General features: G+C 42.0%; 10 protein-coding genes and 2 pseudogenes. 11 read left to right on the plus strand and 1 reads right to left on the minus strand.

Going from position 1 to position 14,255, the window contains the following annotated elements; genetic code table 11:
* Position 1: 1 nt before the first annotated feature.
* The 4 genes from purM to purD are packed head-to-tail and all read left to right on the plus strand — an operon-like array spanning position 2 to position 4,429.
* Positions 2-1,036, plus strand: coding sequence for a phosphoribosylformylglycinamidine cyclo-ligase (purM, locus tag RCG19_RS11520; RefSeq protein ID WP_308110878.1), 1,035 nt, complete (start codon positions 2-4; stop codon positions 1,034-1,036).
* Positions 1,033-1,629: a phosphoribosylglycinamide formyltransferase gene (gene purN, locus RCG19_RS11525; RefSeq protein WP_308110880.1), complete on the plus strand. Its 597-nt coding sequence runs from the start codon at positions 1,033-1,035 to the stop codon at positions 1,627-1,629. Before purM ends, purN begins: the two co-directional genes overlap by 4 nt.
* Complete coding sequence (gene purH, locus RCG19_RS11530; protein WP_308110881.1) at positions 1,604-3,142, plus strand: bifunctional phosphoribosylaminoimidazolecarboxamide formyltransferase/IMP cyclohydrolase; 1,539 nt, start codon at positions 1,604-1,606, stop codon at positions 3,140-3,142. The genes purN and purH overlap by 26 nt, the downstream gene beginning before the upstream one ends.
* A gap of 15 nt (positions 3,143-3,157) precedes the next feature.
* Positions 3,158-4,429, plus strand: coding sequence for a phosphoribosylamine--glycine ligase (gene purD / locus RCG19_RS11535; protein ID WP_308110882.1), 1,272 nt, complete (start codon positions 3,158-3,160; stop codon positions 4,427-4,429).
* 133 nt (positions 4,430-4,562) lie between these two features.
* Here the strand turns inward: purD and RCG19_RS11540 are convergent, their stop codons facing one another.
* Positions 4,563-4,859: a YgaP family membrane protein gene (locus RCG19_RS11540; RefSeq protein WP_166245894.1), complete on the minus strand. Its 297-nt coding sequence runs from the start codon at positions 4,857-4,859 to the stop codon at positions 4,563-4,565.
* 166 nt (positions 4,860-5,025) lie between these two features.
* Between RCG19_RS11540 and RCG19_RS11545 the strand changes: the two genes are divergently transcribed.
* The 7 genes and pseudogenes from RCG19_RS11545 to RCG19_RS11575 form a co-directional block, all read left to right on the plus strand.
* Positions 5,026-6,771, plus strand: a complete 1,746-nt coding sequence (locus RCG19_RS11545; protein WP_308110883.1) for an adenine deaminase C-terminal domain-containing protein — start codon at positions 5,026-5,028, stop codon at positions 6,769-6,771.
* A gap of 73 nt (positions 6,772-6,844) precedes the next feature.
* Positions 6,845-7,894, plus strand: coding sequence for a DUF3048 domain-containing protein (locus tag RCG19_RS11550; RefSeq protein WP_308110884.1), 1,050 nt, complete (start codon positions 6,845-6,847; stop codon positions 7,892-7,894).
* A 28-nt stretch (positions 7,895-7,922) separates the two neighbouring features.
* On the plus strand, positions 7,923-8,237 hold the full coding sequence (locus RCG19_RS11555) for a YerC/YecD family TrpR-related protein (protein ID WP_308110885.1): 315 nt from the start codon (positions 7,923-7,925) through the stop codon (positions 8,235-8,237).
* A 222-nt stretch (positions 8,238-8,459) separates the two neighbouring features.
* A complete protein-coding gene (locus RCG19_RS11560) occupies positions 8,460-9,143 on the plus strand; it encodes a heptaprenylglyceryl phosphate synthase (RefSeq protein ID WP_308110886.1) in 684 nt (227 codons plus the stop codon).
* Positions 9,144-9,213: 70 nt separating this feature from the next.
* Positions 9,214-9,897, plus strand: a pseudogene (locus tag RCG19_RS11565) (UvrD-helicase domain-containing protein); the annotation flags it as partial.
* Between the two features lie 805 nt (positions 9,898-10,702).
* A complete protein-coding gene (gene ltrA / locus RCG19_RS11570) occupies positions 10,703-12,505 on the plus strand; it encodes a group II intron reverse transcriptase/maturase (RefSeq protein WP_374049613.1) in 1,803 nt (600 codons plus the stop codon).
* 96 nt (positions 12,506-12,601) lie between these two features.
* A pseudogene (locus RCG19_RS11575) lies at positions 12,602-14,182 on the plus strand (3'-5' exonuclease); the annotation flags it as partial.
* Positions 14,183-14,255: the final 73 nt, after the last annotated feature.

Genomic DNA, 14,255 nt, shown 5'->3' on the forward strand with positions numbered 1-14,255 from the left:
CATGGCAAATGCATACACACAAGCCGGAGTAAATATCGAAGCAGGCTATGAAGCCGTTGAGCGGATGAAAAAGCATGTACAGCGAACGAAAAGAGCAGGTGTGGTTGGGAGCCTTGGCGGCTTTGGCGGCATGTTTGATCTTTCCGCTCTTGGATTAAAAGAGCCAGTTTTGGTGTCAGGCACCGATGGCGTTGGCACGAAGCTGATGATTGCGTTCATGATGGATCGTCACGATACGATTGGAATTGATGCAGTGGCGATGTGCGTGAATGATATTGTGGTCCAAGGTGCGGAGCCACTTTACTTTTTAGATTATATTGCCTGCGGCAAGGCCATTCCTGAAAAAATTGAAGCAATCGTTAAAGGGATTGCCGACGGCTGTGAACAGGCCGGCTGTGCCTTAATTGGCGGGGAAACGGCGGAAATGCCGGGCCTTTATCGTGAGGATGAGTATGATCTTGCCGGGTTTTCGGTGGGGGCTTGTGAAAAGCCGCAAGTAATAACCGGAGAAAATATTACCCCTGGTGATGTGTTGATCGGCTTAGCATCAAGCGGGATTCACAGTAATGGTTACTCACTCGTCAGAAAAGTGTTTAACAACTGGTCATTAATTGAGGTGGTTGATGAACTAGGGTGTACTTTGGGCGAGGAATTACTGAAACCGACGAAAATATATGTAAAACCGATTTTGGCGGCATTGAAAAAATTCCAAATCAAAGGAATGGCCCATATTACAGGCGGCGGATTTATTGAGAATATTCCAAGGATGCTCCCAGCTGGACTTGGCGCCGAATTGAATGAAAAAAGCTGGCGTATTCCATCTGTGTTTAAGTTGATCTCTGAGGTTGGACAAATCGAATACCAAGAGATGTATAATATTTTTAATATGGGTATTGGCATGGTCGTTGCGGTTGATCAGAAAGATGCGGCAGATGTACTGGCGCATTTCACAGAACTTGGTGAAACGGCTTATGAAATCGGTGTTGTTACCGAGCAAGAAGGAATCGAAATTAAGGGCTTTGGTGGCCGCCGATGAAAAAGATAGCGGTGTTTGCTTCAGGCAGCGGCAGTAATTTTCAAGCGATCATTAATGTGATTCGAGAAGGGCTGCTGCCGGCAGAAATTTCCTTGTTAGTATGTGATCAACCGAGAGCTTTTGCGATTGAAAGAGCGAAAGCCAATAAAATTCCTTGTTTTATTTTTAGCGCGAAAGATTATTCAAGTAAGGCCGAATATGAGACAGAAATCGCCGCGCGGCTAAAGGATGTTGATTTCATTGTCCTTGCCGGTTATATGCGGTTGATTGGACCTACTCTATTAAAAGAGTTTGAAGGACGAATCGTCAATATCCACCCATCCTTGCTGCCGGCTTTTCCTGGTAAGGATGCGATTGGTCAGGCATTAACTGCGAAAGCAAATTGGACCGGGGTAACCATTCATTTCGTTGATGAAGGAATGGACACAGGTCCCATCATTGTCCAGGAACGAATCCGGATTGAGGAAAATGAAACAAGAGAAAGCTTACAAAAGAAGATTCAACTTGTTGAGCACAAACTTTATCCATCTATCTTACACATGCTGTTAACACAAGGAGAGGTTACGAATGACAAAAAAGCGCGCACTTATTAGTGTATCTGACAAAAGCGGTGTTAGTGAATTTGCAAGAGAATTAGTGAATCTTGGTTTTGAAATTATCTCAACCGGCGGTACGAAAAAAACGCTGCAGGAGCAAGGGATTGCTGTCCTTGGTGTTAGTGATGTTACAGGTTTTCCGGAAATATTAGAGGGACGTGTGAAAACATTAAATCCCTTTATTCATGGCGGATTGTTGGCGAAACAGGACGACCATTCACATGTAAAGCAGTTGGATGAACATGGGATTGTACCCATCCAGCTTGTCTGTGTAAATCTCTACCCCTTCCAGCAAACGATTGAAAAGCCGGACGTGACGGTTGCTGATGCCATCGAGAATATCGATATCGGCGGTCCAACCATGCTCCGTGCTTCCGCGAAAAATCATCAATATGTAACTGTGGTTGTGGATCCTTCAGATTATCCAACAGTGCTAGCGGAATTAGCAGCGGAGGGTAGTACGACGCTTGAAACAAGAAGAAAGCTAGCAGCAAAGGTATTCCGTCACACGGCTGCCTACGATGCCCTCATTGCCGGTTATATGACAGACCTTGCAGGGGAAGAAACACCAGAAAAATTAACCGTTACATATGAATTAAAGCAGGGCTTACGATACGGAGAAAATCCCCATCAACAGGCCGCTTTTTATAAAAAGCCACTTGGTTCTACATTCTCGATTGCTTATGCCGAACAGCTTCACGGCAAAGAACTTTCTTATAACAATATCAATGATGCTGATGCTGCATTGCAAATTGTGAAGGAATTTTCGGAACCAGCTGCGGTGGCGGTCAAGCATATGAACCCATGCGGTGTCGGTACAGGCAAAACAGGGTATGATGCTTTTTCCAAGGCGTTTGCCGCAGATCCTGTATCTATATTTGGGGGAATTGTTGCCTTTAATCGTGAGGTAGATGCGGACACGGCTGCTAAACTCCATGAAATTTTCTTAGAAATCGTGATTGCACCGTCTTTCTCAGAGGAAGCGTTAGCGATTTTAACAGGGAAAAAGAATCTTCGGTTGTTAACGATTTCGTTTGATGGCGGTAAAAAAGCTGAACGGAAAATGACAACGATTGAGGGCGGAGTACTTGTTCAGGATCAAGACCGTTATTCACTAGTGGATGCGGAAATTACCATTCCGACGAAGCGGCAACCGACAGATGCAGAATGGGAAGCATTAAAACTTGGCTGGAAGGTTGTCAAACATGTAAAATCGAATGCCATTGTGGTTACTAGTGAAGATATGACTCTAGGAATTGGTGCCGGTCAAATGAACCGCGTGGGTTCTGCTGAAATTGCCTTGAAGCAAGCAGGTGCAAAAGCTGAAGGCGCAGCCCTTGCGTCAGATGCATTCTTCCCAATGGATGATACCGTTGAAGCTGCAGCAAAAGCGGGAATTACGGCCATCATTCAGCCAGGCGGCTCGATTAAAGATGCGGATTCAATCAAAAAGGCAGACGAATACGGGATTGCCATGGTATTTACGGGAGTTAGACACTTTAAACATTAAAGCGAGGTGTGATGGATGAAGGTATTAATCATTGGCCGCGGCGGCAGAGAACATGCTATTTGTCAAAAAGTAAGCGAAAGTGCGCTTGTTGAAAAAGTATTTGTCGCACCGGGTAACGCTGGAATGACAAATGTGGCGGAGCTTATTCCGTTTGTGGAATCACAGCACGAACAGTTGATTGCATTTGCGAAAGAACAAGGTGTAGGCTTAACGATTATTGGGCCGGAAGTTCCTTTGTTGGAGGGGCTTGCTGACAAATTTGAAGCGGCAGAGTTGGCTGTGTTTGGACCGCGGAAAGCTGCCGCTGAGATTGAAGGAAGCAAATCTTTTGCGAAAGAATTGATGAAGAAATACCAGATTCCAACTGCAGACTATGCGGTGTTTACTTCGTATGAAGAGGCACGTCAATATGTGGAAGAAAAAGGCGCGCCTATTGTGATCAAGGCGGACGGGTTAGCTGCCGGAAAGGGTGTCACAGTGGCTTTTTCGAAAGAGGAAGCCCTGTCGGCTCTTGAAGAAATGCTTGTGGACGCGAAGTTTGGTGACGCTTCTTCCCGTGTGGTAATTGAGGAATTTTTAAGCGGTGAGGAATTTTCATTGATGGCATTTGTGAATGGCGAAGTGGTCGTGCCGCTTGAAATCGCTCAGGATCATAAGCGGGCATTTGATGGCGACCAGGGGCCGAATACTGGCGGGATGGGTGCTTATTCACCGGTGCCGCAGATTGGAACTGATTCCGTTCAAGTGGCAATCGACACCGTTCTTATTCCGGCTGCAAAAGCGATGGTGCAAGAGGGACGCAGTTTTTGCGGCATTCTATATGCAGGCTTGATAAAAACGGTTGACGGCCCGAAAGTCATCGAGTTTAATGCTCGTTTTGGGGATCCGGAAACGCAGGTGGTGCTGCCAAGACTGAATTCTGACTTTGTTTCAGTGATTCTAGAACTGTTGGATGGAAAAAGCCCTGAGCTTGAGTGGGATCCCCAGTCAATGGTTGGGGTTGTCATCGCTGCAAAAGGGTATCCAGAGGTTTATGAAAAGGGTGCTGAGTTGACAGGGTTAGCTGATTTTAATGATGAAGTCGTAACTTTTCATGCGGGAACGGTTTTACATGAAAAGGGTCATTTTATCACTGCCGGTGGCCGAGTGCTTCTTGTTGGAGCGAAAGCCTCGAACTTGGCGGAAGCCCAAGAAAAGGTGTATGGCGAACTAGAGAAGTTAACTTGTGACGGTGTTTTTTATCGGAGAGATATTGGGGCTAAAGCGATACTTTCTGTTCTAAGGTAAGAGTAGAGTGTCCTTCATAAGCGCGATGAAGGACACTCTAGTGGGTTTTTAAAAAGATTAGTCCTTCATCGGTGGGATGAAGGACACTTTAGTGGGTTTTTAAAAAGATTAGTCCTTCATCATCCTTTTACCGTTAAGAAGGATTATAAGGCACGATCGCATCGGTATCCAGGCCTTCCATCCCGTCCATGGAATCCGTTGCCTGGTTATGCTCCTGAATCATATCACTGCATCTTTCACACAATGCTGTTACTGGGCAATAGCGGACAATTCCCTCTGCAACCTTCATCGCCCCACAAAACGCTGCAAATAAATAAGAATCCCTCCACGGGTGTTTGACAAGCTTCGCGGTACTCCAAGCAAGGATGGTAAACCCAAAGGTAATACGAATCAATGCGTTTAACATTCCGATATTAGGCTTTATGTTCAAAATGTTCACTCCTTCACAAAAATTTTACAATATTTATCAACTCTTTACTGCTTTAAATAGTAAAATATGATAGTATAGTATCTAAAGAAATTTTATTGTAAGGGCTTTCTTTACTGTTAAATCAACTTATTATGAAATAGATAGTATTTAAAGGGAGGGTCATGGTATGCTGGAACAACGCTACCGCTGGAAAAATAAACACTTACGCATGCATGTATCCGTTTTAGATGGGAAAACATCTCCATCCATCTTATTGAAAAATGCCTTGTATTTAAATCAGACATTCCGGAAATGGATGAGAGCGAATATTTGGATTTATGAAGATCGAATTGTTTATGTTGGTGAAAACTTACCTCCAAATATGGAAACCTGTGAAATCATTGATTGCACCAATGAGATCCTTGTCCCTGGATACATTGAACCGCATGCACATCCGTTTCAATTATATAATCCCCTGACATTGGCAGCTTATGCATCGCAATTTGGGACAACAACGCTGATTAATGATAACATGGCCTTGATTTTACACTTAAAAAAACGGGAAGCGTTTTCATTATTAAGAGATCTTCGTTCCATTCCTACCACAATGTTTTGGTGGTGCCGTTTTGATTCGCAAACGGAAATTTTGAATGAAGAAGAAATTTTTTCGCATAGTAATGTTAAAACGTGGCTTGAGCATGATGCTGTCCTACAGGGCGGTGAGTTGACGGGCTGGCCAAAACTGCTTGATGGCGATGATATGATGCTTCATTGGATTCAAGAGGCCAAACGGATGCGCAAGAAGATCGAAGGCCACTTTCCTGGAGCATCGGAAAAGACGTTAGCGAAAATGATGCTGTTAGGTGCGGATTGTGATCATGAAGCGATGACGGGTGAAGAGGTTTACAATCGTTTAATGCAAGGATACATGGTGTCATTACGATACTCATCCATTCGTCCTGATTTGCCGCAGCTTCTGGACGATATGAAACGATTAGGGATTGAGGCATATGATCGATTACTATTCAATACCGATGGGTCCTCTTCTACTTTTTATGAGCAGGGCATGAACGATCAAATGATACGAATTGCCATTGAAAAAGGTGTCCCGATCATTGATGCGTATAATATGGCAACGGCCAATATCGCGAAATACTACAATATTGACCATATCCATGGGATGATTGCCACTGGACGCGTTGCAAATATTAACTTTTTATCAAGCATAGAAAATCCGACGCCGGTTTCCGTTTTGGCAAAAGGAAAATGGGTAAAGCGTAATGGAGTCCAAGTGGAAGGTGCTTATACGGCAAATTCTTGGGATCAATACGGGCTTAAACCATTGGAGCTGGATTGGGATCTAACCACGGATGATTTACAATTTTCAATGCCATTTGGGATCAAGATGGAAAACTCCGTCATCACCAAACCGTATTCGATTGCTATTGATGCTTCAGTGGATGAATTACCGACCAGTCATGATGAATGCTTTTTTACCTTGATGGATCGAAATGGTAAGTGGAGAATCAATACATTGTTGAAAGGATTTGCCACCACTTTACCGGCATTGGCCAGTTCCTACTCCAATTCCGGCGATATTATTTTAATTGGAAAAAATAAGCAGGATATTGTTCATGCATTTAATAGAATGAAAGAGTTAGGCGGGGGCATTGTCATGGTAGAGAATGCCGAGGTGGTTTGCGAGGTGCCGTTAAATCTGAGCGGAATAATGTCAGAACTGCCAGTCGAAAAATTAATTGAACAAGAAAAAAAATTATTACTAGAGTTAAAAGAGAGGGGCTACAAATTTTCAGACCCAATTTATAGCCTCGCCTTCTTCTCTGCCACTCATTTGCCATACATTCGGATTACGCAGCAGGGAATGTACGATGTCATGAATAAAACAGTACTCTTTCCGTCAATAATGCGTTAAACTGTTAGTAAGTAAAGGGGTAAAGCATAAAAGTATTTTACAGCTTGGTGATGAAATTGAGGTGTTTATAAATATGAAAAAATGGGCGGTTGCCGCAGCAGCTGTACTGTTACTGCTTTCAGGTTGTAGTAGTAAAGAAACTGTAAAACAAACAGAAAAGAAAGAAAAAGCGATCGAAAAAGTTGTGGAAAAAGTTGAGGAGAAGAAAGAGAATCCATATTCCTTTCCATTAACGGGTATAGGATCTGAAGAAAAAACAGACGGTAGAGCAGTAGCTGCCATGATTAATAATGATCCGAAAGCTAGACCGCAATCGGGATTGCATAAAGCAGATATCGTATATGAACTGCTTGCCGAAGGTGATGTTACGCGCTTTATGGCTGTTTTTCAAAGTGAAAAGCCTGACAATATTGGGCCTGTAAGAAGTTCAAGGGCCTATTATATTGAACTCGCCAAAGGATTGGATGCTTTTTATATTGCTCATGGCTATAGTGAGGAAGCTCGGAAAATGCTCGATAGCAATTATGTCGACAATATAAATGGAATGGTCTACGATGGCACGTTATTTAAAAGGTCTAGCACACGTAAAGCGCCACATAATTCCTATATCACGTATGAAAATGTTTTAAAAGGCGCTGCCGAAAAGAAATATTCCATGGAAACTAGCCCGCCAAGTTTTACCTTTATGTCTGAAGAAGACAGTAAAAAGGTAACGGGATCCGATGCCAAATCAGTGGCGATTTCCTATTCAAGGAATGCATTTTCCAATGCATCTTACGAGTATGATGAATCACTTGGCAAATATAAGCGTTTTTCTGGTGGCGAGCAAACGGTTGATTTAGACACAAATGAACCGATTTTGCTGGATAATATTTTTATTATCGAAACACTTCATCAAGTAGTGGATGAAGTGGGGCATAAGAAAATTGATTTAAATTCAGGTGGAAAAGGGTACTTGTTACAAAAAGGGAAGGTCAATGAAGTGGAGTGGGCGAATAAGAAGGGCAGAATTGTTCCTGTGAAAAATGGTGAAGAAGTGCCATTTGTGCAAGGAAAGACTTGGGTTAATGTCGTGCCAACAAGCCCTGGACTTCAAAAGAGCGTTTCTTTTAATGGGGAATAGATTTTAAACAATTAAAGGGGTAAAGGACATGCAAATTAATAAATTACGGGGAAAAGAACTTGACCAATTATTTCAAGCGGTTCTTTCATTAAAGGATCTTGAAGAATGCTATCGCTTTTTTGATGATTTATGTACCATCAATGAAATCCAATCGTTAGCCCAGCGCTTAGACGTGGCAAGAATGCTGCGTGATGGAAATACGTATCATAAAATTGAAACAGAGACAGGGGCAAGCACGGCAACAATTTCCCGTGTCAAACGCTGTTTAAACTTTGGAAATGATACGTATGAAATGGTACTGGAACGTGTTAAAGAAGAAAATAGCAAAGCGGAAGAAGAATAAAAGAGCAGTTTATCGCAATCTAACCGAAGAGGTAACTCTTCGGTTTTTCGCTTTGAATAAAGAAGTAAAAATTTCGACTCTGAGAAATGTCCAGCTCCAGGCGCCTTGCCCTTTTCTTATCCAATGGGTAACATTTCTAAAATTTGAATTACTGTTTCCTTTTTTTATCGATTCTCCAAATGCTATAATGGTGAAATGGATAGAAGAAGGGGAGGACCACGGATGTATGATTTTCGCGAGTGGCGGCATGTGTTTAAACTCGATCCAAATAAAGAAATAACAGACAATCAATTAGAAAAAATCTGTGAATCAGGTACAGATGCAGTAATGGTAGGAGGGACGGACGGGGTGACACTCGAAAATGTCCTTGATTTAATGGCAAGAGTCCGCCGCTATACGGTCCCCTGTGTCCTTGAAGTGTCAAGCATTGAGACTGTTACACCCGGTTTTGACCTTTATTTTATCCCAACGATCTTAAATAGCAGTGATGCGAGGTGGATTACTGGGCTTCACCATCAGGCTGTAAAGGAATTTGGCGAAATCATGGATTGGGAAGAATTCGCCATGGAGGGGTATTGCATTTTAAATGAGGATTGCAAGGTGGCACAGCTGACTAGTGCCGATGCAAACGTAACAACTGATGATGTTAAGGCCTACGCGATGATGGCTGAAAAAATGTTTCAGCTGCCAATTTTTTATTTAGAATACAGCGGTAAATACGGAGATCCCAAAGTTGTAGCCGATGTGAAAAAGGTGCTTGAAAAAACAACCCTGTTTTATGGCGGTGGTATCGCCACGATGGAACAGGCTGTAGAAATGGCCAAGCATGCCGATGTAATTGTCGTCGGAAATGCCATATATGAAGATTTTGAACAAGCACTAGAAACGGTAAAATCAGTTAAATAGAATTTGCTTTAGCACGATCAGAGCGCTACAATAAAATAAGAACAAATGTTTGTAAATGGTGGTGGAAGAAATGCAATTTTTAACAGACAAGCTTTTGAACGGACTGAATCCGGAGCAGCAAAACGCTGTTAAAGCGACAGACGGCCCACTTTTACTAATGGCAGGCGCTGGAAGTGGAAAAACAAGAGTATTAACGCATCGGATTGCCTATTTAATTGTTGAAAAACGTGTAAATCCCTATAATATATTGGCGATTACGTTTACCAACAAGGCCGCTCGCGAAATGAAGGAACGGATTAGAAAAATGATGGGCGGAGCAGCAGAGGAAATTTGGATTTCCACTTTCCACTCAATGTGCGTCCGGATTTTACGCCGCGACATCGACCGGATGGGCTTTAGCCGAAATTTTACGATTCTTGATACAACCGACCAACAATCGGTGATAAAAGGAATCCTAAAAGACAAAAATATCGACCCGAAAAAGTTTGATCCACGGGCAATCTTAGGATCCATCAGCTCGGCTAAAAATGAACTCATCGATCCGGAAGAATATGCGAAAGTGTCTGGCGGTTATTTTGAACAAACCGTTAGTGAAGTGTATACAGAATACCAAAAGCGTTTACGGAAAAACCAAGCGCTCGATTTCGATGACTTAATCATGATGACCATTCAATTGTTTCAAAGAGTGCCGGAAGTACTAGAAAATTATCAGCGTAAATTTCAATATATTCATGTTGATGAGTATCAGGATAGTGCGACACGTTGCTAACTGAAAAGGTTAGCCACTAGATGTAATCTAGGAGAACTGAGAATCTGAAGAGTCGAATGAAGGGGTAACGCCCTGAAAGGCTCGCCTAATCCTCCGAATAGCGTTCGGGTGGTGCAAAACACCTGAGGGTTATAAGCTCGGTGAAGTCGGTTGAAGGTCATCCTAACGTAAAGTCGAGGAAAGCTCTCTGGAGGCAGAGGGTATGACTGATAGACCGGGGTTCTACAAAATACCTATGATGAGAATGTAGATGAAACAACCATCTATGGACAAAATTCCGAAGGTACGGCTCTAGAGGTATAGCTATTCGAAATGGATAGTCCTTCTTGTAAGGGTTAGTGAGGTAGAGTAAAATTTGTCTTTATGAAATACCTTATGGTGTTATAGGCACCATCCAGCTAACAGGGCTAGAGGAATCATCTAAGGGTATATGTATAGATATGATTCTTGGAACGTGGTAAGCCGATAACGTGGAGAGTTTGCACTCAGTGAAGCGGTGTTAGGAAAGCATTCTAAATGTATAACTAACTTTATATCGGTGAAGGTGGTGGCATAGTACCTTTGAAGCTGTGATAACAAGCAGTGGAGGGATAGCCACTAGTCAACTAATAGAAGACGAACATTTAACACACAGAAATCAGGTTCGGGTATGACTAAGAGAAGTGAAAGCTGAAATTTACAAATCGCCTAGGTTTGTAAATGAGGTGAGTAATTGACTGATACCAAAACGAAACCGAAGAAGTTAAAAAGGCAAAAGCTGAGAAATAATGAGTATTACAACGCGCAAAATATGTTCGACAATCTTTACAAGTTAAGTGCTGAAGGAAAAACTTTCAACAACCTATATGAATTGGTGGTTCATCCAGCTAATGTGAAACTGGCTTTTCGAAACATCAAGAAAAATCAAGGTAGCAAAACGGCAGGGGTTAACAATAACACCATCTTTGAAGTAGGTCTTAGAAGTCCCAATACACTTGTAAAGTATGTTGAAAACAGACTTGAGGATTATAAACCTCATAAGGTTAGACGTAAGGAAATTCCAAAACCTAATGGTGGAGTTAGACCGCTCGGAATACCAACAATCGAAGATAGACTTATCCAGCAGTGTCTTAAACAGGTATTAGAGCCTATATGCGAAGCTAAGTTTCACAAACATAGTTACGGTTTCCGTCCTAACCGTGGAACACTGCACGCATTTTCAAGAGCGGTCACACTAGCTAATAAAAACAAGCTACACTATGTTGTAGATGTTGATATTAAAGGCTTCTTTGATAACGTTGACCACGGGAAACTACTAAAACAACTCTGGTCATTAGGAATTAGGGATAAACAAATACTTTCGATCATAAGTAAACTGCTCAAAGCTGAAATAAAAGGAGTTGGAAAACCGACAAAAGGGACTCCACAAGGCGGAATTTTATCGCCATTACTTTCAAACGTGGTTTTAAATGAATTTGATTGGTGGATTAGTAACCAATGGGAAACATTTGAGACTAAACGGGATTATATAAGGTACCGTGTAATTGGAAGTAAAATGCGGAAAGACCAATCATTGAAGTACAGAGAGCTTAAACGTACTTCAAAGTTGAAGGAAATGTTTATTGTAAGATACGCTGATGACTTCAAAATTTTTTGTCGTGACCATCAAACAGCCTTTACTGTATTTGAGGCAGTAAAGAAGTGGTTAAAAGAAAGATTAGGCTTAGAGATTAGTCAAGAAAAATCGAAAGTAGTGAACTTACGGAAAAACTATTCTGAGTTCCTTGGTTTCAAATTCAAGGTGATTCCAAAAGGTAAAAAGCGTGTTGTAAAATCGCAAATGTCGGATAAAGCCAGACGAAAAACAGTTGAAAATATTAAGACCAAGTTAGAGAGTATAAACAGGCTGCAAAAGAAAGCCGAAGTGACAAAGTTTAACTCTACCATTCTTGGCTCACACAACTACTATCGACAGGCTACCGAAGCGGTCAAAGATTTCAGTGAAATTGCTTACTCGGTCAAACGAATCCTGTACAACAAATTAAAGAAGGTTAAAAGCAAAAATGGTGTGGTAACAAAATATCACCAAATTGCTTACAAAGATTATCTAGGTAAGAAAAAAATCTTTGCTTGTGGATTAGCTCTATTTCCAATAGATGGAGTAAAACACAAGAAACCAATCAACTTCACTCAAGAGAAAAACAGTTATACTGCAGAAGGAAGAGTCTTGATTCATAGCAACCAAGAAGCCGTATCACCTTCTATGGTTCACTATCTGATGGAAAATCCTATTAAATCCGAAAGTATGGAGTACAATGATAATCGTTTATCTAAGTACGTCGCACAACTAGGGAAATGTGGAATCACGGGTAGCGAATTGGAGATAGGCAATATGGAACTACACCATAAGAAACCTAAATCCAAAGGTGGAACAGACTCTTATCAAAATTTAGTGTTCATCACAAAGGATGTTCATAAATTAATTCACGCAGTCAATGACAGAACCATTAAGAAATATTTATCAATAATAAATCTTAATGAGGAAAAACTGAGTAAAGTTAACGACCTTCGTAAACGTGTTGGGAACTGTGTAATAAATAATGTAACGAGCTAATAGTTGATGGGGTGCCGTATGAGGTGAAAGTCTCACGTACGGTACTAAGCGGGGGAAAAGACGGAGATGACTTCAAACTCTTACCTATCGCAACCGAACAGAGCACAATATATGCTGGTGAAGATGTTAGCTATGCGTTTTCAAAACCTTTGCGTTGTCGGGGATTCCGATCAGTCCATTTACAAGTGGCGCGGAGCGGATATCGCCAATATTCTTTCGTTTGAAAAAGACTATCCGCGGGCAACGGTGATTCTTCTAGAGCAGAATTATCGCTCCACTAAAAAGATTCTTCTTGCGGCCAATAAAGTAATCGAAAACAACATGAACCGTAAGGCGAAAAATCTGTGGACGGAAAACCCTGAAGGAAATAAACTAGTTTACTATCGTGCTGACAGTGAGCAAGGTGAGGCCCAATTTGTTGCTGGAAAAATTAAAGAATTAACGCGAGAAGGTAAAAAGCTTTCAGATATCGCGATTCTTTATCGTACAAATGCCCAGTCCCGTGTCATGGAGGAAGTATTACTTAAATCAAATATTGAATATGCCATCGTCGGCGGCATTAAGTTCTACGACAGAAAAGAAATCAAGGATATGCTTGGGTATTTACGGTTGATTTCCAATCCGGATGATGATATCAGCTTGCAGCGAGTGATTAATGTTCCAAAACGGGGAATTGGCTCAACCTCGGTTGATAAAATTGCCAATTTCGCAGCGATGCACGATATTTCGCTCTATCAAGCCTTGGACTCAGTTGAATTAATCGGACTAAGTCCGAAAATAACGAAGGCAGCACGTGAATTCCATGATTTAATTCGTAATTATACCAATATGCAAGAATTCCTTTCCGTCACAGAATTAGTAGAGGAAGTTCTCGAAAAGTCGGGCTATCGGGAGATGCTCAAGGCGGAAAAATCACTTGAAGCTCAAAGCCGCTTAGAAAACCTTGAGGAATTTTTATCGGTAACGAAAAACTTTGAAGAAGCCAATGAAGATAAAAGCCTCGTAGCCTTTTTAACAGATTTGGCACTTGTTGCAGATATAGATTCTCTCGATGATGAGGGGGAAAAGGTCGATTCTATTACCTTAATGACCTTGCACTCAGCAAAAGGCTTGGAATTTCCGGTTGTTTTCTTAATCGGCTTGGAAGAAGGGGTCTTCCCTCACAGCCGTTCGCTTATGGAAGAGGCAGAGATGGAAGAAGAACGCCGACTTGCCTATGTGGGAATCACAAGAGCAGAGCAAAGCTTATTTATCACGAATGCTCAAATGAGAACATTGTTCGGTAGGACCAATATGAACCCGGCTTCCAGGTTTATTGCTGAAATACCGGAAGACCTAATTGAGGGTGTGGAACCGGAAAAACGGATGAATACGCCATTTGGTTCCGGAGGCAGAAGATCATTTGGTTCATCGAGTAGCTCATTTGCTTCCCCTAAAAGTTCTTTCAGCACGCCAGCAACCCCAAGAAAGCCGGTCATGAGGCCTGTTTCAGCTTCCTCCGGTGGCGAAGAAGTCGGCTGGAAGGTCGGCGACAAAGCGGAACATGGAAAATGGGGTATTGGAACAGTTGTAAGTGTGAAAGGTCAAGGGGAAGGAATCGAGCTGGATATTGCTTTTCCGAGCCCTGTTGGCATCAAGCGCCTACTGGCGAAGTTCGCACCAATTAATAAGGCATAAAATTAGGGGTAGAGTCTATATTGCCTGTTTATACAGGTAATATAGTGCTTTCCTAAGTTAGAATTACCTAATG

The sequence above is a fragment of the Neobacillus sp. OS1-2 genome, from assembly GCF_030915505.1.
In the GTDB taxonomy this organism is placed as follows: domain Bacteria; phylum Bacillota; class Bacilli; order Bacillales; family Cytobacillaceae; genus Neobacillus.